Here is a 21708-nt window from a genome sequence, read left to right on the forward strand (position 1 = left end):
AGCCCACCGAAACGAGATACGATAAAGGAGAATGGTAAGATGAAACAAGTCCTGCGCTGCGGCCACCTGTTTGACACCGCCACCAAGCAATTCGTCGAGGGGGTCGACCTCTACATCGACGGCAACAAGATCGAGGCCCTGTCCACCGGCGCCCCCCTGAAGGAGGGGTACGAGGTGGTCGACCTGTCGGACAAATACGTCCTGCCCGGCCTCATTGACTGCCACGTCCACGTGAACATGAACGGGGAGCCCGCCACCGACTACATGAGCAAACAGACCATCGGCGACTCCACCATCACCGCCATCTGCAACGCCCAGTCCGACCTGATGGCCGGCTTCACCACCATCCGCGACGAGGGGTCGGTCTTCTTCACCGACATCGCCGTGCGCGACGCCATCAACGCCGGCAAGATCGACGGCCCGAGAATGTTCTGCTCCGGCATCCCCATCGGCACCACCGGCGGCCACGCCGACAGCAGCTTCAACCCCTACATCACCGGCGACACCAGCATGGGCTTCATCATCGACAGCCCCGACGAGGGCCGCAAGGCCGCCCGCAAGGACTTCAAATACGGCGCCGACCAAATCAAGTTGATGGCCACCGGCGGCGTCCTCTCCTTCGGCGACGACCCGGGTGCCCCCGAGCTGACCTTTGAGGAGATGAAGGCCGTCATCGACGAGGCCAAGGTCAAGGGTCGCATCACCTCCGCCCACACCCACGGGGCCGAGGGGATCAAGATGGCGGTGCGCGCCGGCATCACCTCGATCGAGCACGGCACCATGGCCGACCAGGAGGCCCATGACCTGATGCTGGAAAACGGCACCTGGCTGGTCCCCACCCTGCAGGCCCCCTGGCACATCATGAAAAACGGCACCCAGATGGGCATTCCCGCCCCCCTGGTGGAAAAGTGCGGAAAGGTGATGGAGACCCACTTCGCCACCTTTGCCCGCGCCTACAAGATGGGCATCAAGATCGCCTTCGGCACCGACACCGGCACCCCCTTTGCCACCCACGGCAGCCAGGCGCTGGAGTTTGAGCTGATGGTGAAACAGGGGATGGACCCGGGCGACGCCATCCTCTCGGCCACCAAGTGGGCCGCCCAGCTCATCCGCTGGGAGGACCGGGTGGGCGCCCTCAAAGAGGGTCTGCTGGCCGACGTGGTGGCTGTGGACAGCGACCCCCTGGCCGACATCACCGCCCTCAAAGCGGTCACCTTTATCATGAAAGACGGCAAGGTCTACAAAAACTAGACACCTGCCAAATGTCATCGGGGCGCCGCCTCCACCCTGCAAAAGGGTGGGGCGGCGCCTTTTAAGGTCTGCTTTTTCTCCTCTTTGTAATGGGGAACCCTGTCGAAAGAATACAGGGGGTAGAGCCCCTGTAAAAACGAGACCATCCGCATCATAAAGCCATTTGTTTCAAAGTTGTAAAGATGCGTCCATCCCTCCAAAATCGACAATCTGCGCCGTTTTCCAGCCCTATAATGAAGCTAAACCAGTCACATCGGGACGGGAAACGTCGCAGACAGCACAAGCTCTGTCAAACCAGAGGGGAATGCGAGACACCCCCTCGAAAGGAGAAAAAAATGGATGCTTTTGAAAAGGATTTTGGACAGTTTATTGACAGCCTAAAGTACGACGAGTTTGAGGGGATCCTCTTCAACTTGGTGCGGGACGCCTACATGGCCGGTTACCGCAAGGCGGGTGGAACGGTCCCCGCCAACCAGCCGGTCTTCCGCATCATCGCCGACTTTCAGACCAGCAGCCCCCGCCGCTAGAGAGTACATACCCCCACCCGCCGAACGGCGAGCGGGGGAGAGGGGCAAATCTTTTTTCTCTCCCTTCGGCCCACCCTCTCCAAATCGTGGTATAATGGGGGCAACCGCAGCCGCTCCTGCCGTGCAGCGGGCGGCCTGCAAAGCTACTTGAAGAAAGAGGGAACCTGTCATGCCGGAAAAATTGCCCCAGACCTTCCTCGACTATGTAGAGGAAAACCGCCAGGTCTTGATCGATCTGATCGCCGACCTCTGCGCCATCCCCGCCCCCTCCCACAACGAAGGGGCCCGGGCCGACTTCTGCAAGCGCTGGTTTGAAGCGCACGGCGCGCAGGGGGTGTACATAGACGAGGCCCTCAATGTGGTCTACCCCTACGGCTGCAAGCCGGAGGGCGAAGTGATGATCTTCATGGCCCACACCGATACCGTCTTCCCCGATCTGGAGCCCTTTGCCCCCCGCTACGAGGGCGGCAAGATGTACTGTCCCGGCGTGGGGGACGACACCGCCAACCTGGCCGTGCTGATGATGCTGGCGGCCTATGTCACCCGCCAGGGACTGCAGGCCGACTGCGGCGTTCTCTTTGTGGCCAACTCCTGCGAGGAGGGGCTGGGCAACCTCAAGGGTTCCCGCCAGCTGGCAAAGGACTACGCCGGGCGCATCCGCCAGGTGGTCTCCTTTGACGGCTACTATCTGATGCTCTGCAACGGCGCGGTGGGCTCGCAGCGCTACCGGGTCGAGATCAAGACCGAGGGCGGCCACTCCTACGGCAACTTTGGCAACCGCAACGCCATCGCCTGCCTGGCCTCGATGATCGACACCCTCTACACCGTCAAAGTCCCCACCGGCGGGCGCACCACCTACAATGTGGGGACCGTTTCCGGCGGCACCTCGGTGAACACCATCGCCCAGAACGCCGAGATGCTCTACGAGTTTCGCTCCGACTGCCGGGAGGACCTGGCCTTCATGCAGAACTTCTTTGAAAAGACGGTCGAGTGCTACCGCGCTATGGGCATCGAGGTGGAAGTCGAGCTGCTGGGCGAGCGCCCCTGCACCGGCGATGTGGACCCCGCCGCCCAGCGGGAGCTGGAGGACCGCTGCCTTGACGCCATCGAGCAGTTTACCGGCAAGCGCGTCGAGATGCTGGCCTCCTCCACCGACTGCAACATCCCCCTCTCCCAGGGAATCCCCGCCGCCTGTTTCGGGGTCTGTACCGGGGGCGGCGCCCACACCCGGGGCGAGTGGATCGATTTGGAGAGCCTGCCCACCGGCATGAAGATCGCCGGGTCGCTGGTGCTCTCCTACTTCCACGGTTGATTTTGAAGACGGAGAGAGGGCCGGCCCCAATCGGGGTCGGCCCTCTTTTTTGGCTGTCTGCGCTCAACTGGCCCGGCTCTCGCCCTCGCCCGACTGCTGCCGGATGAGGGAGATGACCTGGTCGATGGACATCCCCGAGTCGGAGATGGTCTGATAGACAGCGCTGAGCTCTGATTGCTGCTTTTCGCGGACGATCTGCTTGCGGGTCTCCTCCAGCTCCACAATGGTGTTCTTGTGCCGGGTGATCTGGGCCTCGACCTTCATCAGCTCTTCGTCGAAGTTTCGCGCCTTCTTTGGACGTGCCATATTGCGCCCCCTTCCTTCGGATAGCGGTATAGTTGCATTATAGACCGCCCTCCAGCGCGATATGCGCCCCTTTTTGTCGCCGCCGGGATTTGGTCGGCCCCTAGCGGGCGGTCAGCTTCTCCACCAAAAGCCCCGCCAGGGCGTCGACCCCGGCGCGGTCAGTGCCCAGGGCGTAGAGGGCCTCGGCCTGGCGGTGGGCCTCCTGGGCCTCGGCGCAGAGGCGGGCGGCCTCCCGCACCAGCTCTTTGGCCGCCTTTTTGTTGAAGGAGAGGCGGTTGCGGTAGGGGTAGAGGGCGTCCAGGTCGGTGAAGCGGCGGCTGTACACATGGCGGAAGGGGGTGGGCAGCGCCTGGGCGTAGGCGTTTTGCCGCGGCTCGCTGACGAGACAGAGGTCCGCCTCGGGCAGGACCAGGTGCTCCAGCTTGTCGTAGGGGGAGAGGGGGGAGTAGCAGGCGTAGACGTCGTACCCGGCGGCCAGGGCAATCTTGGCCATCCGCTCCAAAAAGAGGGGGGCCGCCGTCTGGTAGCTGTCCTCCAGCAAGATCACCCGGCCAAAGCCCGCCGCCGTCTCGCAGAGGGGCTGGGGCCCGGAGGGCGTCAGGTGGGAGAGGAAGCGGTCAAAGGTCCGCCCCTTCTTGTCCAGCGGGGGCAGCAGCCGCTTGGCGGTGGAGAGGGCGTACCGCTCCAGCTTGGGCAGGTCGAGACAGGGGGTCACCACGGCGCTGTTGTCCCGCAGCAGCGAGGCCGCCGCCGAGAGGAAGCGGCCGGAGCGCCGCTGCAGACGGGCGCTCTCGTCCAGCCGGGCGGTGATCTCCTCCCGGTGGGGGGCGATCGCCGCCGGGTCGGTGAAGCGGTAGAGGTCGACAAACTGCTCTGCGAGTGCGGGGTAGCGGGGGACCATCCCGTGGGGCGGGGTGCCGTCCACCACCCCCAGGTGCAGCCCGGGGCAGAGAACGGCGTCGTAGGAGCCCGGGTCGGAGGCGCAGTGGATGAACTCCACCGTCTCCCCCCGGTCGAGCAGGGCCTCCCCCACCCGGCGCAGCAGGGTGGACTTGCCGCAGCCCGGGCAGCCGCCCAGTATGTAGGTGGTAAAGGCCGGGTCGCCCCCGTCCAGGGCGCCAAAATAGCTGGCAAAGCCCACCGGGCTGTTGGCGGCCAAAAAGAAGTCCAGCCGCTTTCCCTTGTGATCCATCATGTCAAAACCCCTTTTCTCCGGCGAGGGAAGGTCGGCGGCGCGCCCCGCCCCTCTCGCCGGAAGGAGGGCAGGGGAAAAAGCGCCGCCGGAGCGGCCGCTCATTTTGCCGCAGGGAAATGGTAGGGCATTCTATTCCTCCCCGGCCTTTTTTGACACTGTCCCACCTCCGTCCTTTCCCGAAAAAATCCCTCTTTTTCCGTTGCAAAGCCGGCGGATTGTGATACAATAAAATAGAGTGTAGAGGCGACTGCCGCCCCCTTTTGAAAGCGGGGGACCGCCGCTTTTTGCCGCCGCCCGCCGGGCGGATGTCACAGCTATTTCGCCGGGTGCGCCCCGGCAGTCAATTGGGAGGATTGCACGATGAAAAAATTCCTGGTGGAGATGTCTGCCCGCCACGTTCACGTGACCGAGGCCGACCTGGAAACGCTGTTTGGCAAGGGCGCCAAGCTGACCCCCAAAAAGGACCTGTCCCAGCCCGGCCAGTTCGCCTGCGAGGAGCGGGTCGACGTGGTGGGCCCCAAGGGCACCCTGCCCCACGTCTCGATTTTGGGCCCCACCCGTTCGGCCACCCAGATCGAGGTCTCGGCCACCGAGGCCCGCAAGCTGGGCGTCGCCGCCCCGGTGCGGGAGTCCGGCGACGTGGCCGGCAGCGCCCCCTGCAAACTGGTGGGCCCCGCGGGTGAGGTCGAGCTGAGCGAGGGCGTCATTGTCGCCAAGCGCCATGTACATATGACCCCCGAGGACGCCGCCGCCTACGGTGTTTCCGACAAGGAGATCGTCCAGGTCAAGGTCGACACCCCTGAGCGCTCCCTCATCTTTGGCGACGTGGTGATCCGCGTCAGCGATAAGTTCGCCACCGCTATGCACATCGACACCGACGAGGCCAACGCCGCCGGGAACCCCCGCGAGGGCGAGTTCGTCAAGTAGGCGTTTTATCCGAAAAAAAGAGCCATTCCGCCCACAGGCGACCCTGCCGGAATGGCCTCTTTTTTACTCCTATATGTCAAAGAAATAACGAGCTGTCGACAGCGTCTTTTCGCTGTGGAAGATAAATTTTTGAGGAGGATATGCGACTGTGAGCAGATTTATTGCGGAATTTGCGTGCAACAAACCCGACGACATGATCAAGTTCATCTCGGAGGACTTCTTTTTGAAAGAGGGGTTCGAGGTGGCCAATGTCAAGGGTGAGATCGTCTGGAAGAAGGGCGTCGGCATGATGACCGCGCCCCAGTTTGTCAAGCTGGTCTACGGCGGGGGCAAGGTCCACATCGAGGCCTGGCTGAAATACGCCATCCTCCCCGGCGTCTACGCGGGGGAGATGGGGCTGGACGGCTTTATGGGCGCCCTGCCCAAGGCCAACTTGAAAAAGCGGGTGGACACCCTCATCGGCCTGCTCAACCAGGTCACCCCCGCCGACGCGGTGCCCCAGGGCGCCCCCGCCGCTGCCGTTCAGGGCGCTGTGGTCCCCCCGGCGGGCGCTCCCCAGGGCGTGCCCCAGGCGGCTGTCGCCCAGCCCGCCCCGGTGCCGGTGGCCGTTCACAACCCTACCAGCAAGGCGGTGCTGGCCCTGGTGATGGGCATCCTCTCCATCCCCGTCTCCTGGTACTTCTCGGCCCTGCTGGGCATTGTCCTGGGGATCGTGGGCATCACCGCTGGGATCACCGGCATCAAGTCCACCTCCAAGGTGATGGCCATCTTCGGCCTGGTGCTGAGCGTCATCGGCGCCGCCCTGGGTGCTGTGGGCTGGATTTTGAACATCGTGTTGCTGGCCGCCTAGTCTCCCGTTTGGCCGCGGCCTATTTCCCGCCAAAAAAGGGCGCTCCCGCTGTTGGAGCGCCCTTTTTCGTGGTATAATAGCCACGAAGTGGCGGTAATACCGGGGATGGCCGGGCAGATGTGCAGACGCCGTTTGCGCCCCGCTCCATGGCCAGGACCCGCTGCGCGGCTGCGGCGGCGGGACGGCCGGTCGAGCCGTCTTTCCCTGTCCGCCGCCGCGCCGGTTAAAACCGCAGCCGCGGACGGAAAGCCGCCCACCCACTACAAAAAAACGAGGAGGGAACCCCCTTTGAAACTTGTCACCTGGAACGTCAACGGCCTGCGCGCCTGTATCACCAAGGGCTTTTTTGATTTTTTTGCGGCGGCCGACGCCGACCTGTTCTGCATCCAAGAGACCAAGATGCAGGAGGGACAGGTCCCGATAGAGACCCCGGGCTATGCCCAGTACTGGAACAGCGCCCTCAAAAAGGGCTATTCCGGCACCGCCGTCTTCGCCCGCACCGAACCCCTGTCCTTCACCCGGGACATCGGCATCGACGCCCACGGCACCGAGGGCCGGGTCCTCACCCTGGAATACCCCCAGTTCTACCTGGTCAACGTCTACACCCCCAACTCCAAAGAGAAGCTGGCCCGCATCGACTACCGCATGCAGTTTGAGGACGATTTTCGCGCCTACCTGCACGCTCTGGACGAGAAGAAGCCGGTCATCGTCTGCGGCGACATGAACGTCGCCCACCAGGAGATCGACCTGAAAAACCCCAAGAGCAACCGGGGGAATGCCGGGTTCTCCGACCAGGAGCGGGAGAAGTTCGGCGCCCTTCTCGACAGCGGGTTTACCGATGTCTTTCGCGCCCGCAACCCCGACCTGACCGGCGCTTACAGCTGGTGGAGCTACCGCTTCAACGCCCGCAAGAACAACGCCGGGTGGCGCATCGACTACTTTCTGGTCTCTGCGCGCATCGCCGGGGCGGTGAAAGACTGCACCATCCACAGCGACATCTTCGGCAGCGACCACTGCCCCGTATCGCTGGAAATCGACCTCTGAGCAGGCCAAAAAGGGAGGGCTGACCGTGGAGAAAATCGCCCTGTCCCCCGCCGCCGCGGCCATCCTCGGGCGGCTGGAGGCGGCGGGCTTTCCCGCCTATGCGGTGGGGGGCTGTGTCCGCGACAGCCTTCTTGGCCGCCCGCCCCACGACTGGGACGTGACCACCGCCGCCCGGCCCGAACAGGTGCTCGCCCTCTTTGGCGACTGCCACCCCGTTCCCACCGGCATTGCCCACGGCACGGTGACCCTCTTTTGGCAGGGGGAGGCCGTGGAGGTGACCACCTTTCGCCTCGACGGGCCCTACCGCGACCACCGCCACCCCGACACGGTCGCCTTTTCCGACCGCATCGAGGAGGACCTGGCCCGCCGGGACTTCACCGTCAACGCCCTGGCCTACTCCCCCCGGCGGGGGCTCTGCGACCCCTTTGGCGGGCGGGCAGACCTGCAAAGCCGCCTCATCCGCTGTGTGGGCGGACCTGCCCGCCGCTTTGAGGAGGACGCCCTGCGGCTGCTGCGGGCGGTCCGCTTTGCCGCCCAGCTCGGCTTTGCCATCCACCCCGCTACCGCCGCCGCCATGGACGCGGCGGCCGGGCTGCTGTCCGGCGTTTCGGGGGAGCGGGTGCTGGCCGAGTGGCGGCGGTTCCTCCCCTGTCCCGGGGCGGGGGCGCTGTTGGCCCGGTTCGGTCCCCTTTTCTGGGCCGCTGCCCCCGCCCTTCGCCCCGCTGGGGGGGAGGAGGGCGGTTGGCTGGCCGTCGCCGAAGCGGTCGAGGCCAGACAGGCTGCGCCGCGACCGCCGCACCGCCGGAGAGGTGACGGCCCTGGTCGCCGCCGCCCACGCCCCCATTCCCTGGGAAACGCCCGCCCTCTGCCGGCTTTTGGCGGATAGGGGGCGGGAGGGGACCCTCCGTCAGGTCGCCCTCTGGCGGGCCACAGGCCGCCTCTCCGAGGAGACGGCCGAACAGCTCACCGGCGGACTGCTGTCCCTGTTGGAGCGGGGGGTCTGTCTCACCGTTCGGGAGCTGGCCCTTTCCGGCGGCGACCTGCTGGCCCTGGGGGCCGTGCCGGGCCCCCAGGTGGGCCGGTTGCAGCGGGCTTTGTTGGAGGGGGTTTGGGCCGGACACGCCGCCAACACCCGGGCGTCGCTGGGACCCCTGGCCCGGGCGCTGCTGAAAGAGGAGACCCTCCTCCCATAAGCGCAAAAAAGAGAGGCGCCGCATCGAGCGGCGCCTCTCTTTTCGCTGTCTTTACTTTTTCTCCACAGCGACCCAGATCTCGCAGCAGTAGTCGGGGGAGTCCACCTGGTCCGACGGGTAGGCCTCGAAGTCGGGCCCCCCGCAGGGCTGGTACTCGCTGGCGGGGAAGAACTCGCTGTAGATCCGGCGGTAGAGGGCTTGAAATGCGTCGGGCATGGCCCCGGTGCAGGGGAAGACCACATAGGTGTGGGCGGGGATGTCCTCCAGCGTAAAGTCCGCCTCGGCGATGGGGGCGCCGTTGTAGACCCCGCCGATGCCGTAGGGAAAATCTCGGTCGGCCGCATCCTCACCGAAACTGGCCCCCAGCAGCCGCTGGCCGAAGGGGCTTTTCTGGTCGGTGTAGCGGCAGAGGGCGGGGATGGTGCCGTCTGCGCCGCACTGCCGCCAGAATGCCGAAATCTCGGCCGCGGTGGTCTCCTCTCCCCGCGGTACCCGCTTCTTTTTGGCGATCATCTGAAAGGGGCCCTGCTTTACAATGCGATAGTCCATGGTCGTTCCTCCGTCTAAAATCAATTTTGCGGAGAGGGGGGAGAAGGTCTTGAGAACGGCGCCACCGGCCTTGGCCTGAGAGGGGGTCACCCCGTGAAAGCGGGTGAAGGCCCGGGCAAAGCTCTCGGGGGTGTCGTAGCCGTATTTCAGAGCGATGTCCAGCACCCGCCGGCCGGTGCCGACCAACTCGCTCCCCGCCAGGGAGAGCCGCCGCCAGCGGATGTACTCCCCCAGGGTGAAGCCGCAGAGGATGGCGAACACCCGCTGAAAGTGAAAGCTGGAGGACAGCGCCTGTTTGGCCACCTCCTCGTAGTCCACCGGTTCGGTGAGGTGCTCCTCCACATAGTCGATGGCCCGCTGTATCCCGGTGATCCAGTTCATCTCTCCACTCCCTTCCGCATGAGACAATGATACCCCTTGGCGGCGCCGGGGTCTTGACTTTCCCTGCGCCGGGGTGTCAGACGATCCTCTCTCCCACTCTACCACACCTGGCCGCTGTGTGGCAAAAAAGGGCCGGCGCGATGGTGCGCCGGCCCGTGAATACGCCCTTTATTTTCCCATGTGGGGCACGTCTTCGCTGTTGCGGGAGAACTTTCGCTTGAACAGGGCGATGAACCCCCGCAGCGAGAAGGGGAGCACCGGGTAGAAGTACCGGTTCCCGGTGATGGTGGGGTTGGCGTAGGCCAGCCAGAGACAGAAGACCAGCACCGGCAAAAAGCCCCAGAGCCCCCCTGCCCAGGCCCCGATCAGCAATAGCATCCGGCAGAACTTGATGGAGTACCCCAGCTCGATGCTGGGCTGGGAGAAGGTGGCGATGGCCACAAAGGCCATGTAGAAGATGACCTGGGGCACCACCACCCCCGACTGCACCGCAAAGTCCCCCAAAATCAGCCCCCCCACAATGCTCAGGGAACTGGCCAGCGCCGTGGGGGTGTTGACCGAGGCCAGCCGCAGCCCGTCGATGGCAAACTCGATGAGTAGCAGCTGCAAAATCAGAGGGATGCCGGTGTCGTTTTGCACCTTGAGAAAGGAGAGGAGGGGCGGCAGGGCGTCCTGATAGTGCAGCAGCACCAGCCAGAGGGGGGTCACCAGCATGGTCAGCAGGGAGGTGGCGATCCGGATCAGCTTCATGTACCACCCCACCAGGGGCGGGAAGTAGAAGTCGTCCGCCTCCTGCGAGAAGTCGGCCAGCCAGGTGGGCAGGATGATGGCGGTGGGGCAGTTGTCCACGATCAGCACCACCCGCCCCTCCACCAGCTGGGCGGCGGCCACGTCCGGCCGCTCGGTGTTGCGCACCTTGGGAAAGGGGTTGATGGAGGGCTTTTTCAGCAGCAGCTCCACCAGGTTTTGCTGGTTGATGACCATGTTTTTGGGGGTGAGGGCCTTGATTTTCTCCCGCAGCTCCCCCACCAGCTTGGGGTCGGCCACCCCGTCGATATAGCCCAGGGCCACGTCGGTCTTGGAGGACTCGCCCACCGACAGCATCTCAAAGGTCAGCCGCGGGTCGCGGATGCGCCGGCGGATGAGGGCGGTGTTGAAGACCACCGTCTCGGAGAACCCGTCCCGCGAACCCCGCAGCACCTTGTCCTTCTCCGGCTCGTCGATGCCCCGGTTGGGGTAGGTGCGGGTGTCCATCACCACCGCCCCGGCAAATCCCTCGATCACCAGGACGGAGGGGCCCGACAACACCGCCTGGGCGGCCTCCTCCGGGCGCTCGGTCACCGCGTATTCGGTGTAGGGGAGAAAGCGGCGGCAGAAGTCCTCCAGGTCCTCCAGGGCGTCCATCTGCTCCGGGGTGATGGAGAAGAAAAACTGCAGGATGCGCTGGAAGAGGTCGTCCTTCATGAACCCGTCTAAAAAAAAGACCGAGCACTGCCGGTCGCCGATGACCACCGGCTTTTCCAGCAGGTCGAAACTCTCTTTCAGGGGGAGCAGGCGGGCAATTTCCTCACGCTTCAAAACGATCACCTCGATTTCCCCATCAGTGTTCCCCAAACGCGGCTGTTTAACCCATTTTTTCTGCGCCCTCCTTTCGCCCTGCGCCGGTGGGGCCGCGCTGCAAAAAAAGAGGGGTCGCCTCCCTCTGCGGGGCGCCCCCTCTTTGCGGGATCCTGTCTGGGGTCCAAATGGAAAGTCGACCGACTTTTCCAAGGTTACTGGGCCGCCTTGTGCCCAATAAGTCGCATTAAGCTGACCTATATAAGCTAAAATCTTACTGATTCAATCGTTTCTCTTCTTCAGCAAAGAAAAAAGTGATTTTTTCTCTCGCTCACACGGGCGCTTTCGCTTGGACTCTGCGTGATAAGCTCTGCAAGCATCGCAATCACCGTGCCGTTCACAATTCTTCTTTTTACACGGACAATCTTCCTTATACATTATTGCCTCCACAAGTCGCGATTTATCGAGTGCGCCTTCTCATCCAAAAGCGCATCGCTCTTTTCACCACCGTACCATATCGCCCTCTTTGTTGCAAGGGGGCCACGGGGGGCTCATCTCGGCGACAGGGCGCAGAGAGGGGCGCTGCCCCTTCTCCTGTTGACAGCCGCTCCCCGTTTGCCGTACACTGAAAAAGCCCCCTTACAGGCGGGCGGAAAAGGAGTGGATGAGAGATGGCAAAACCCAGCGACCGCTTTATCGTTGTCTACAAGCAGGGCACCATGAGCGTCACCCAAATCTGGGTGGACCGGGTGACGGGGGTCAACTACCTCTTTCACCAAGAGGGGTACTCCGGCGGGCTCACCCCGCTGCTGGACCGCTACGGCAAACCGGTGATCAGCCCCATCCCTTTTTCGGGTTGATGGCATTGTTCCGCTCTCCGGCAACAGCGCTTGGGCATATAGGTGTCTTCGCCCCTTCAAAACAGTACCCCCCGACGCAGTTTGTTTTTCTGCGTCGGGGGGTACTTTGTCTCTTATCCGTTTTTACTGGAGCGGCTCAGGGGTGCAGTCGCTCACAAAACGCCCAGGGCGTTGCAGACGGTCATGCCGAGCATCACCGCCAGGGTGAGGATGGTGCCGGGGGCCGACAGGTAGGTCGCCGCCTTCTGCGCCGGGGTGAGGACGGTGCAGGGGTTTTCCAGGCGGAAGGTGTCCTTGTGGTTGACCGCCTCGATGACGAAGAGGACAAACCCACTCACCGCCGCCGCCAGACAGAGGAGGGAGAGGAGCAGGATCGGCAGCAGGTAGGGCAGCTTGGAGAGGAGGTAGGTCATGACATAGCGGCTGCTACCCCCGCCGGTGAGCACCGACAGGTCGATGTGCCCGGCCAGGATGGACTGGGTGGCGCCGATGAGGTTGATGGAGAGGTGGATCCCCAAGGCCGGCCAGATGGACTGGGCCTTGACCGCCACAAACCCGGCGGCGATCCCCATCATGATAGCGTAGAACAGCTGCTGGTAGTTCATGTGGGTCAGGCCAAAGGAGACGCCCACCACCACAATGGCAAACCAACTGCCAAAGGACAGGGTGTGGCAGAGCAGGGTCCCCCGGAAAATCAGCTCCTCCATCAGCGGGGCGGCCAGAGCCATGAAGAAGAAGGAGATGAGGGCGTTGGCAAAGCCGGTGTCGGTCACCAGGCTGGGGGCCGCGAGCTCCACCCCGAACAGCAGTTGGATGATGGTGAAGAGGAAGTTGAAGACATAGCTGACGCCGTAGGTGAGTCCCACCCCGATGAGAGTCCACTTGGCGATCTCCTTGCCGCTGGCCTTGGGCTTTGTAAAGTAGGTGCGCACCTTGTGGGGCTGACCGGCGTTGCCGATGAGCAGCAGCAGGGGGGCCATCACCAGGTAGAGCGAGCCGTAGGAGATCAGGTTGGCCACGGTGTCGAAGGCGGTGGTGCTCATCCGCACCCCCAGCAGCTTCATCGCCATCAGCACCCCCAGGGCCACCAGGTTGGTGCCCACCACCAGCAAGAGCAGCAGCAGGCTGTTGCGGTTGGAACAGCGCCGCAGCGCCTTTTTGGCCTGTTTTACGGGGGAGAGAGGGGGGGCGACCGGCGGCACAGGAGGCGCCTCGCCCCCTGCGGCGGGGGGAGGGGGGAAGTCGGCGGCCCCTTCGGGGCGGTCAAAGGCCGGGGCGGAGGAGGGGCTCTCCGCCGCCTCCGGCGCGCCGGACGGTTCTCCCGGCTGGGGGGAGAGGGGGGGCTGTGGGGTGAAGTTGGTTTCTTCCATCAGTTACGACCACCTTTGTTGCGGAAAATAAAGTTGTGAGAAAACGCCCTTTTGCGGGCGGTTTTGGCATTTGTCCCCTATTGTAACACCCAAATGTGAACAAGTCCAGAAGATGGGGAAAGTCTTGAAAAACGGCCTGAAAGGGGCTTGTGATGGGCCTCGGCGGACCCTGCGGGCCGGGGGGCGAAGGGGGGATTTTGTAAACTTTTTTTGGCGGGCCCCGCTATTGTTCGGGGGGACCGGCGGGGGAGTCGGGCCCTTCGCTCCCCTCGACGCGCAGCTTTTCGCCCTGGCTCTTGCTGACGATGTCGGTCTTTAGCAGGGAGGCAAAGGAGAGCGCCCCCTCCCCGTATTTGGAGCGCACCCTGTCCATGGCCGTTTCCAGCTGGCGCTGCTTCTCCCGCTGGGCCAGGACCGCCTGGTCGGCAAAGAGGGAGAGCTGCTCCCCGCTGTCCTTCCCGCCCAGCCCGGCGGCGGTCACCGTCAGCATCCGGATGGGGGCGCGCAGGTCCCAGTTCTGCCGCACCAGCTCCATGGAGGCGGCAAACAGCTCCCGCGAGAGGTCGGTGCCCCGCTCCAACTGCCGCTGGCGGGAAATCACCTTGAACTGGGGCGATTTGATCTGCACCTGCACCGTCTGGCAGCAAAGGCCGTAGCGGCGCAGCCGGGCCGCCACCGTGTCGCAGAGCATCAGCAGCCCGGCGCGCACGTCCTCCTCCCCCTCCAGGTTGCGGCGGAAGGTGATGCCGTTGCCCACGCTCTTGACCTCCCGTTCGGCCCCGGCGGGGCGCACCGGCTCCTCGTCCTCGCCCCGGGCGTACAGCTGCACCGCCATGCCGGCTTTCCCCAGCAGCCGCTCGATCAGGGTTTCGTCGGCCTGGGCCAACTGGCCGATGGTGTCGATCCCCGCGCGGGAGAGCTTTTCCGCCGCCACCTTTCCCACGTAGATCATCGAGCCCACCGGCAGCGGCCAGAGGACCTGCCGGTAGTTCTCCCGAGTGATGAGGGTGGTGGCGTCCGGCTTTTTGTAGTCGCTGCCCAACTTGGCAAAGATCTTGTTGAAGCTCACCCCCACCGAGATGGTCAGGTCGGTCTCCTTTTTCACCCGGCGGCGCAGCTCGTTGGCGATTTGCACCCCGCTGCCAAAGAGGGTCCGGCTGCCGGTCACGTCCAGCCACGACTCGTCGATGGAGAAGGGCTCCACCAAATCGGTGTACTGGCAGTAGATGGCGTTGACCGCCTCTGAAAATTCCCGGTACTTTTTGTGGTGGGCCGGCGCCAGCACCAGCTCCGGGCACTTTCGCCGGGCCTGCCACACCGTCTCCGCCGTCTGCACGCCAAAGGCCTTGGCCAGCTCGTTTTTGGCCAGAATGACCCCGTGACGGCTCTCCGGGTCGCCGCAGACGGCCATCGGCACCGATCGGTAGGCCGGGTTGAGGGCGCACTCCACCGAGGCGTAAAAGCCGTTGCAGTCGCAGTGCAAAATGACCCGGTCGTCCATCCGGCGCGCCCCCTTTCCCCGGGCGGCTCGCCGCCCTTTTTTCATCCCTTATGATACCACAAGCGCGCCGGTTTTGCCCGTAAAAAATAGGGGGCTGTCCTGCCCCCCTGTTCGCCTGCGCTCAAAATTCCCAGTGGCGGTCCGCCTCCCGCGCCAGTCCCAGCAGGCGGTAGATCCGCTCTACCTGGACTACCAGCGCCGCTCCCACCGGGTGCTGCTGGTCGGCCAAAAGCACCTCGAACCCCGCGATAAAGCAGACGGGCAGCCAACTGCGAAAACAACTGGTCAGCACCTCTTTCAGCCCTTGGTACGCCTTGCGCGCCTGCGGGGTGAGCACGGCGCAAAAATCGGCCTCCGCCACCGGCCAACGGGCCAGCGCCCCCCGGTCCAGGGAGCCCGCCTTCCACAAAATGGCGTCGTGCAGGGCGGCCCGCCCGCCCTCGTCGTCTGCAAATGGGGCCAGCGCCACCCCTTCCACCCCAAAGGCGACTACTTCCTGCATCCCCGCCAGAATGGCCCCGGCGCTGTACAGGTAGCAGAGGTGGGCCAGCCGCTTTTCAAACAGCGCGCAGTACGCCCCGGTCAGCACCCCCTGTTTTTCCACCTGGCGGCGAAAGGCGGCCCAGTCCCGGCCAAAGCCCTGCCGCCGGGCGCGAAAGCAGGCGTCGCGCTCGTCCAGGTAGCACAGCGGCTGCCGGAAGGTTTCCTGCAGAAAAAAGCCTGCTGCCTCGGCCGCGGTCGCCTGGGCCGCACGCCGCCTCCGCTTTTTCCCGCGGAAGGACCCCCGGTGACGCCAATATCCTTTCAACATCTGCAAATCCCCCTGCATTCGACAAATTTTTTATTATTATAGCAAAAAAAGTTGTCAAAATCAAGTTATATGTATAAGAAGTTCGATTACAACTTATTTATGAATGGAACTGAATCCAATACGCTTTATAAGTCAATAGTATTTAAAGTAAAGCGTGGACTGTTATATGTTGAAAAGAAAATTATTGGGTAAGCGTTTGCAGAGAATTAGAAAAGCACACGGCATGACGCAGAAAGAACTTGCTCGTGCGCTTGGTGTAAAAGCGCCTACCGTCATTAAGATGGAGGCAGGGACAGGTGGGCCGCAGTTCGATACTTTCGTAAAGTTGACAGAAGTATATCCAGATGTTGCTGTCGAAGAGATTTTGTGCGACTCTCTGGATGCCGCCGTTATTTTTAGAATCAAAGAGCTTTCTGAGCGCATGGACCATTTGACCGAGGAGGAAAAGAAATACCTCCGCGATGTTGCACGGTATTTTCAGGGCGTCATGCAGAAGGAGAGTACAGCAAATGAATAAGCAAGAGTTTGGAAGACGGCTCAATGACGCTCGTAAAAAGATAGGCATGAAAACAGAGACCTTAGCCGAAGAAATAGATGTTAGTGTCGGCTTTCTACACGACATATTTCGGGGCAGAACCTACCCCAGCGTGGAGACCTTTGTCAAGCTGGTCAACGCCCTGGGCTGCTCGGCCAACGAGCTGCTCCGAGGCGAGCCCTGGCCGGTGGACGAGACTGCCCTCGATTCGCGGCTGCTGTCGATCAGGGAGCTGCCGCCGGACCGGGCCCGCCATGTCTGCAACGTCCTCGACACCATCCTGACCGATTTGGAACAGGCCAAAGAGTGCGCCCCTTCCGAAAAGTGAATAGCGGCCGGCGGGAAAGCCCCGCCGGCCGTTTTTTGCGCTCCTCTCCCTTTCGCCCCCGGCGGAGAGGGGAGGGGCACAAAAACAGCGCGCAGTACGTCCCGATTAGCACCCCCTGTTTTTCCACCTGGCGGCAAAAGGCGGCCCAGTCCCGGCCAAAGCCCTGCTGCCGGGCGCGAAAGCGGGTGTTGCGCTCGTCCAGGTAGCACAGCGGCTGCCGAAAGGGGTTTTCGGCAGAAAAAGTCTGCCGTCGCGGCTGCGGCCACTTGGGCTGCATGCCGTCTCCGCTTTTTCCCGCGAAAGGGCCCCCGGTGACGCCAATATCCTTTTGGCATCTGCAAATCCCCCGCATTCGACAATATTTTTATTGTTTTTATAAAAAAAGCAGAGAAAATACAATTAATATGACGAGTAAATAATCATAGGTATATTTAAGAGGCGGTTTGTTTCACCTACGCTTTACAATAGTATTTGATGTAAAGTGTGGGTTGCAATATGTTGAAAAGTTTATTGGGCAAACGGCTCCGCAAAATGAGGAAAGTACACGGTCTCACACAGAAAGAACTTTCAGAAATGATAGAGCTGTCAGTGCCTTCGATTGGGAAGATAGAAACGGGAAAGACTGTACCCATATTTGAAACCTTTATCAAATTGACAGAGGTTTATGCGGATACCGCAGTTGAGGACATTCTGTGTGATGTTCTGGATGTTGGCATCCTTTACAGAATCAAAGACATCTCGGCGCGCATAGACAGTTTGCCGGAGGCGGAAAGGGAGTATCTGTACGACGCCGTGCGGTACTTTGTCGGTGCCATGCAAAAGGAGGGAGAGACAGATGACTAGGGCGGGATTTGGCGAGCGCCTCAACAAAATTCGCAAAAAGACGGGGATAAAAACGGGGTCTTTGGCCGAAAAGACAGATGTCAGTGTCGGCTTTTTCAGTGGTGTATTTTCCAGCGAAGCTTAATCCAGCGTGGAGACCTTTGTCAAGCTGGTCAACGCCCTGGGCTGCTCGGCCAACGAACTGCTCCGGGGTGAGCCCTGGCCGGTGGACGAGACCGCCGTCGATTCGCGGCTGCTGTCGATCAGGGAGCTGCCGCCGAATCGGGCCCGTCATGTCTGCAACGTTCTCGACGCCATTCTGACCGATTTGGAACAAGCCAAAGAGTGCGCCTCTTCCGAAAAGTGAATAGCGGCCGGCGGGGCTTCCCCGCCGGCCGTTTTTTGCGCTCCTCTCCCTCTCGCCCCCGGCGGAGAGGGGCGGGTGCAAAAAAAAGAGGGAAACCACTGCCCGGGGAAGGCAGCCGTTTCCCTCTCAAGAGAAAAAGCAAATCGTTCAGGAAAAACCGATGGGGGAGCTTAGAAGAATCTCTTCAGCAACCCGGCGAAGCCGCGGCCGTGGCGGGCCTCATCCTTGCACATCTCGTGCACGGTGTCGTGGATGGCGTCCAGGTTCAGCTTCTTGGCCAGGGTCGCCAGCTCTTTTTTGCCCTCGCAGGCGCCGTGCTCGGCGTCCACCCGCATCTCCAGGTTCTTTTTGGTGCTGTCGGTCAGCACCTCGCCCAGCAGCTCGGCGAACTTGGCGGCGTGCTCGGCCTCCTCAAAGGCGTATCTCTTGTAGGCCTCGGCGATCTCGGGGTAGCCCTCGCGGTCGGCCACCCGGCTCATGGCCAGGTACATCCCGACTTCGCTGCACTCGCCGTTAAAGTTCTGGCGCAGGCCCTCGATGATCTCCTCGGGAGCGCCCTGGGCCACACCCACCACGTGCTCGTCGGCGTAGGACAGCTCGCCCTCGGCCTGTTTCTTGAACTTCTCAGCAGGGGCGCCGCAGACCGGGCACTTCTCGGGAGCAGCCTCGCCCTCGAACACATAACCGCAGACGGTGCAAACAAATTTAGACATTTTTCGTTCCTCCTACTTCAAAATGAAATTGTTGTTTTGATTGTTTTTCTGGGGTTTCTTACCATGTCTTAACTATACCACGAGCATCCACTTACGTCAATAGGTTTTGCGAAAAAAATAATAACAATTCTCATTTTTGTTTTGGGCGGTCCTTCCAGGGGACGGCGGGCCATGACTTCCACCCCTGCAAGTGGTACAATAGAGAGAACCGGGAGAGGCGCCCCTGACGCCCTTCTCCCGCTGTCGATTTTAGAGAGATGAGGGGGACCCCGCCCATGCTTTCCACCCTGTTGGTGGCCGTCAATGCCAAGTACACCCACACCAATCTGGCGGTGCGCTATCTCGCTGCCTGTGCCCGCCGTGCAGGCGTAGAGGACTGCGGCTTTGCCGAGTACCACATCAACCTGCAGCCCGACGAGGTGACCGCCGCCATCGCCCGCCTGGCGGGGGAGCGGGTGGCCTTTTCCTGCTATATCTGGAACCGCTCCTTCATCGACCTGGTGGCCCGGCGGCTGCGGCTGGTCCGCCCCGAATTGCGCCTTTACTGCGGCGGCCCCGAGGCCGAGTGGGACCCCCAGTTTTTGGAGCGGCACCCCTGGTGCGACGGGGTACTCTGCGGGGAGGGGGAGGGGGCTTTCCCCCTCCTTGCCGCCGGCCGGCCCGAGGGAGAGATCCCCGGACTCCTCTACCGCGCGGGGGGGAGCCTCCACCGCAATCCCCCCGCGCCGCCCCTTCCCCTGGAAGAGCTCCCCTTTGTCTACGGCGAGGGGGAGCTGCCGCCCCACCGCCACATCTACTACGAGTCCAGCCGGGGCTGCCCCTTTTCCTGCCACTACTGCCTCTCGGGGGCCGGGGGGCGGGTGCGCTTCAAACCCCTGGAACAGACCTTGCGGGAGCTCGACTTCTTTTTGGAGCAGCGGGTGGTGCGGGTCAAATTCGTCGACCGCACCTTCAACTGCGACCGGCAGCGGGCCAGGGCCATCTGGCGCCACCTGATGGAGCGGGACAACGGGGTGACCAACTTTCACTTTGAGCTGGGGGCCGACCTGTTGGGCCCGGAGGAGGTGGAGCTGTTGCGCGCCGCCCGCCCCGGCCTCTTTCAGTTTGAGATTGGGGTGCAGTCCACCAACCCCCGAACGGTGGCCTCGGTGCAGCGGGTGCACGACTTTGCGGCCATTTCCCGCGCGGTGCGGGGGCTTTTGGCGGGGGAGAACATCCACCTCCACCTCGACCTCATCGCCGGGCTCCCCTTTGAAGATAAAGAGACCTTCGGCCGCTCCTTTGACCAGGTATATGCCCTGGGGCCCCACCAATTGCAGTTGGGCTTCCTCAAACTCCTCCACGGCAGCCGCCTGCGGGCGGAGGCGGGGGACTACGGCATCGTCTTCTGCCCCGACCTGCCCCCCTACGAGGTGCTGAAAACCCGCTGGCTCTCCTACGGGGACATCTGTGCCCTCAAGCGGGCGGAGGAGGCGCTGGAGACCTTTTCCAACAGCGGCCGCTACCGGGCGTCGCTCGCCTACTTGGCCGCCTGCCAGGGCAGCCCCTTCGCCCTCTTCTGCCAGATGGGGGACGCCTTGGCGGAGGAGCCCGCCCTCTCCCGGGAGGGGAAGCACGCCTTTCTCTGGCGCTTTGGCAGGGGGCGTACCGGGGTCGACGAACAGCGGCTGCGGGAGGCCCTGCGGCTGGACTGGCTCTGCTGCGAAAAGCCCCGCAAGCGGCTGCCCTTCCTCGACGACAGCAGCCTGACCCCCCGCTACCGCCGCGCCGTCGGCGACTTCTTTGGGGACGGGGAGAAGGTCGCCCGCTATCTGCCCTCCTACCTGGGCGAGCACCCCGGCCACATCGCCCGCACCGCCCACCTGGAGGTGTTTGCCCGCCACCCCCTCACCGGCGCCCCTGGACCGGTGGCCATCGCCTTTGACTACCGTCGGCGGGATATCTGGGGCGGCGCTCGCTGGCAGGTGGTCCCCCTGGAGGGGACTGTTGGCACAACTGCCTAAAAACCCCGCCTGAAACAGGGCATTTCCCTGAAAAGGGCCGTCTCTCCTTGACCGGCCAAAAGGGCTTTTCTATACTAATATCGGAAAGTGAAAAAGGGGCCCCAGGGCCCGGAAGGGAAATGCCCATGCATGTAAACACCACCGGCGGAGAGACGGGGGTCACCAAGCGCGAGGCGCAGATCCTGACCATCCTCCGCAAAAACCCCACCATCTCCCACAAAGAGCTGGCCGAGCGGCTGGGCATCACCCGCTCGGCGGCGTCGGTCCACCTGACCAACCTGGCCAAAAAGGGGAAGATCATCGGCCGGGGCTACATCCTCGAACAGCCCAACTACGCCGTGGTCATCGGCGGCGCCAACATGGATGTCAACGGCTTCTCCTCCGGCCCCCTGATCCCCCAAAACTTCAACGCCGGCAAAATCCGCCTTGAGCCGGGCGGCGAGGCGCGCAACCTGGCGGAGAACCTGGCCCGGCTGGGGGTGGGGGTCAAGCTGATTTCCGCCATCGGCGGAGATGTTTTCGGCGAGAAGATCCTCGCCGACTGCCGCTCCCTGGGCATCGACGTCACCGGCTGTCTCATCCTCCCGGGGGAGAACTCCTCCCTCTTCATCGGCATCGTCAGCCCCGACGGGGAGATGGCCCTCGGCCTGTCGGACATGACCATCGAGCAGTGTATTACTCCCGCCTTTTTGGAGGGGCGCTGGGGCGCTCTGGCCGGGGCGAAGGTGATGTCTGTGGGCAGCGGCCTGCCGGTGGAGAGCATCGAGTACCTCCTCACCGCCTTTGCCGGCAAGGAGATCGTCGTCGACGCCGGGTCGGTGGCCAAACTGTCCTCCATCCGCCACCTGATAGGCGCTATCCCCACCCTGCAGCTCAACAGCGCGGAGGCCGAGCACCTCTCCGGCATCGCCATCAGCACCGAGGAGGACGCCCTGCGGGCGGCCAAGCAGATCGGCCGGATGGGGCCCAAGCGGGTGGTGGTCACCATGGGTCCCCGGGGCGCCGCCCTGTCCACCGCCAGCAGCGAGGGGATCTACCGCGCCCGCCCGGTCAAGCCGGTGAGCGACGCGGGGGTGGGCACCGCCTTTACCTCCGGCCTCTGCTACGGCCTGGCCTATGACTATTCGGAAGAGGACACCATCTTCCACGCCCTGGCCTGCGCCGCCCTCAATTTGGAGGGGGAGAGCGCCGTCAACCACAACCTCAGCCTCAAGAGTGTGCAGGACTTGGCACAGCAGCTGAGCCGGGAACAGTGAGATCGCCAAAAGAGAGGGTCCAAACCCGCGGGGACAGCCCGGGGTCTGGA

General features: G+C 63.1%; 24 protein-coding genes. 16 read left to right on the forward strand and 8 right to left on the reverse strand.

Going from position 1 to position 21708, the window contains the following annotated elements:
• The first annotated feature begins 39 nt into the window (after nucleotides 1–39).
• The 3 genes from BN3266_RS08960 to BN3266_RS08975 all read left to right on the forward strand — a co-directional run bounded on the left by BN3266_RS08960 (nucleotide 40) and on the right by BN3266_RS08975 (nucleotide 3090).
• Nucleotides 40–1251, forward strand: a complete 1212-nt coding sequence (locus BN3266_RS08960) for a metal-dependent hydrolase family protein (RefSeq protein ID WP_059004885.1) — start codon at nucleotides 40–42, stop codon at nucleotides 1249–1251.
• A 335-nt stretch (nucleotides 1252–1586) separates the two neighbouring features.
• The gene (locus BN3266_RS08970; protein WP_059004886.1) at nucleotides 1587–1778 is read left to right on the forward strand and encodes a hypothetical protein; all 192 of its coding nucleotides are present in this window, start codon (nucleotides 1587–1589) and stop codon (nucleotides 1776–1778) included.
• A gap of 169 nt (nucleotides 1779–1947) precedes the next feature.
• Nucleotides 1948–3090, forward strand: coding sequence for a M20/M25/M40 family metallo-hydrolase (locus tag BN3266_RS08975; protein WP_059004887.1), 1143 nt, complete (start codon nucleotides 1948–1950; stop codon nucleotides 3088–3090).
• A 63-nt stretch (nucleotides 3091–3153) separates the two neighbouring features.
• Here the strand turns inward: BN3266_RS08975 and BN3266_RS08980 are convergent, their stop codons facing one another.
• Together BN3266_RS08980 and BN3266_RS08985 are read right to left on the reverse strand one after the other, a co-directional pair.
• Complete coding sequence (locus tag BN3266_RS08980) at nucleotides 3154–3396, reverse strand: hypothetical protein (protein ID WP_021658437.1); 243 nt, start codon at nucleotides 3394–3396, stop codon at nucleotides 3154–3156.
• Nucleotides 3397–3496: 100 nt separating this feature from the next.
• Nucleotides 3497–4588, reverse strand: coding sequence for a hypothetical protein (locus BN3266_RS08985; RefSeq protein ID WP_154669041.1), 1092 nt, complete (start codon nucleotides 4586–4588; stop codon nucleotides 3497–3499).
• Nucleotides 4589–4951: 363 nt separating this feature from the next.
• Here BN3266_RS08985 and BN3266_RS08990 point away from each other — a divergent pair, with 363 nt between their 5' ends.
• The 5 genes from BN3266_RS08990 to BN3266_RS09010 all read left to right on the forward strand — a co-directional run bounded on the left by BN3266_RS08990 (nucleotide 4952) and on the right by BN3266_RS09010 (nucleotide 8605).
• Entirely contained in the window at nucleotides 4952–5518 is a 567-nt protein-coding gene (locus BN3266_RS08990) for a phosphate propanoyltransferase (protein ID WP_021658625.1), read from the forward strand.
• A 148-nt stretch (nucleotides 5519–5666) separates the two neighbouring features.
• Nucleotides 5667–6368, forward strand: a complete 702-nt coding sequence (locus tag BN3266_RS08995; protein WP_059004889.1) for a hypothetical protein — start codon at nucleotides 5667–5669, stop codon at nucleotides 6366–6368.
• Nucleotides 6369–6656: 288 nt separating this feature from the next.
• Complete coding sequence (locus BN3266_RS09000) at nucleotides 6657–7412, forward strand: exodeoxyribonuclease III (RefSeq protein ID WP_059004890.1); 756 nt, start codon at nucleotides 6657–6659, stop codon at nucleotides 7410–7412.
• Nucleotides 7413–7437: 25 nt separating this feature from the next.
• The gene (locus tag BN3266_RS14440; protein ID WP_059004891.1) at nucleotides 7438–8298 is read left to right on the forward strand and encodes a CCA tRNA nucleotidyltransferase; all 861 of its coding nucleotides are present in this window, start codon (nucleotides 7438–7440) and stop codon (nucleotides 8296–8298) included.
• Nucleotides 8288–8605, forward strand: coding sequence for an HD domain-containing protein (locus BN3266_RS09010; protein WP_059004892.1), 318 nt, complete (start codon nucleotides 8288–8290; stop codon nucleotides 8603–8605). The genes BN3266_RS14440 and BN3266_RS09010 overlap by 11 nt, the downstream gene beginning before the upstream one ends.
• A gap of 51 nt (nucleotides 8606–8656) precedes the next feature.
• Here BN3266_RS09010 and BN3266_RS09015 read toward each other — a convergent pair whose 3' ends face one another.
• A complete protein-coding gene (locus tag BN3266_RS09015) occupies nucleotides 8657–9535 on the reverse strand; it encodes an AraC family transcriptional regulator (protein WP_059004893.1) in 879 nt (292 codons plus the stop codon).
• A gap of 168 nt (nucleotides 9536–9703) precedes the next feature.
• The gene (locus BN3266_RS09020; RefSeq protein ID WP_161213276.1) at nucleotides 9704–11122 is read right to left on the reverse strand and encodes a spore germination protein; all 1419 of its coding nucleotides are present in this window, start codon (nucleotides 11120–11122) and stop codon (nucleotides 9704–9706) included.
• Between the two features lie 641 nt (nucleotides 11123–11763).
• Between BN3266_RS09020 and BN3266_RS09025 the strand changes: the two genes are divergently transcribed.
• Nucleotides 11764–11952, forward strand: coding sequence for a DUF6440 family protein (locus BN3266_RS09025; protein WP_059004894.1), 189 nt, complete (start codon nucleotides 11764–11766; stop codon nucleotides 11950–11952).
• 152 nt (nucleotides 11953–12104) lie between these two features.
• Here BN3266_RS09025 and BN3266_RS09030 read toward each other — a convergent pair whose 3' ends face one another.
• From BN3266_RS09030 to BN3266_RS09040, 3 genes are all read right to left on the reverse strand, one after another.
• A complete protein-coding gene (locus BN3266_RS09030; RefSeq protein WP_059004895.1) occupies nucleotides 12105–13322 on the reverse strand; it encodes a CPBP family intramembrane glutamic endopeptidase in 1218 nt (405 codons plus the stop codon).
• Between the two features lie 223 nt (nucleotides 13323–13545).
• Nucleotides 13546–14823: a DNA polymerase IV gene (dinB, locus tag BN3266_RS09035; protein WP_075109727.1), complete on the reverse strand. Its 1278-nt coding sequence runs from the start codon at nucleotides 14821–14823 to the stop codon at nucleotides 13546–13548.
• Nucleotides 14824–14944: 121 nt separating this feature from the next.
• Nucleotides 14945–15634, reverse strand: a complete 690-nt coding sequence (locus tag BN3266_RS09040; protein WP_154669042.1) for a hypothetical protein — start codon at nucleotides 15632–15634, stop codon at nucleotides 14945–14947.
• Nucleotides 15635–15800: 166 nt separating this feature from the next.
• On the opposite strand from BN3266_RS09040, the gene BN3266_RS09045 reads away from it, so the two are divergent.
• The 5 genes from BN3266_RS09045 to BN3266_RS09060 all read left to right on the forward strand — a co-directional run bounded on the left by BN3266_RS09045 (nucleotide 15801) and on the right by BN3266_RS09060 (nucleotide 17686).
• Nucleotides 15801–16151, forward strand: a complete 351-nt coding sequence (locus BN3266_RS09045; RefSeq protein WP_082671761.1) for a helix-turn-helix domain-containing protein — start codon at nucleotides 15801–15803, stop codon at nucleotides 16149–16151.
• Nucleotides 16144–16497 carry a helix-turn-helix domain-containing protein gene (locus tag BN3266_RS13275; protein WP_075109729.1) on the forward strand — a complete coding sequence of 118 codons (354 nt, stop codon included), beginning with the start codon at nucleotides 16144–16146 and terminating at the stop codon, nucleotides 16495–16497. Before BN3266_RS09045 ends, BN3266_RS13275 begins: the two co-directional genes overlap by 8 nt.
• Nucleotides 16498–16992: 495 nt before the next feature.
• A complete protein-coding gene (locus BN3266_RS09055) occupies nucleotides 16993–17340 on the forward strand; it encodes a helix-turn-helix domain-containing protein (protein ID WP_082671763.1) in 348 nt (115 codons plus the stop codon).
• A complete protein-coding gene (locus tag BN3266_RS14445; RefSeq protein WP_278275378.1) occupies nucleotides 17333–17464 on the forward strand; it encodes a hypothetical protein in 132 nt (43 codons plus the stop codon). The genes BN3266_RS09055 and BN3266_RS14445 overlap by 8 nt, the downstream gene beginning before the upstream one ends.
• Nucleotides 17465–17470: 6 nt before the next feature.
• On the forward strand, nucleotides 17471–17686 hold the full coding sequence (locus BN3266_RS09060; RefSeq protein ID WP_059004900.1) for a hypothetical protein: 216 nt from the start codon (nucleotides 17471–17473) through the stop codon (nucleotides 17684–17686).
• Between the two features lie 170 nt (nucleotides 17687–17856).
• Here the strand turns inward: BN3266_RS09060 and BN3266_RS09065 are convergent, their stop codons facing one another.
• On the reverse strand, nucleotides 17857–18399 hold the full coding sequence (locus tag BN3266_RS09065) for an NADH peroxidase (protein WP_021658517.1): 543 nt from the start codon (nucleotides 18397–18399) through the stop codon (nucleotides 17857–17859).
• 275 nt (nucleotides 18400–18674) lie between these two features.
• Here BN3266_RS09065 and BN3266_RS09070 point away from each other — a divergent pair, with 275 nt between their 5' ends.
• On the forward strand, nucleotides 18675–20402 hold the full coding sequence (locus BN3266_RS09070) for a B12-binding domain-containing radical SAM protein (RefSeq protein WP_059004901.1): 1728 nt from the start codon (nucleotides 18675–18677) through the stop codon (nucleotides 20400–20402).
• Nucleotides 20403–20527: 125 nt separating this feature from the next.
• Nucleotides 20528–21658, forward strand: coding sequence for a PfkB family carbohydrate kinase (locus BN3266_RS09075; RefSeq protein ID WP_195891616.1), 1131 nt, complete (start codon nucleotides 20528–20530; stop codon nucleotides 21656–21658).
• The last annotated feature ends 50 nt before the right edge of the window (nucleotides 21659–21708 follow it).

Source organism: Bittarella massiliensis (ex Durand et al. 2017), assembly GCF_001486165.1.
Classification (GTDB): Bacteria; Bacillota; Clostridia; order Oscillospirales; family Ruminococcaceae; genus Bittarella; species Bittarella massiliensis.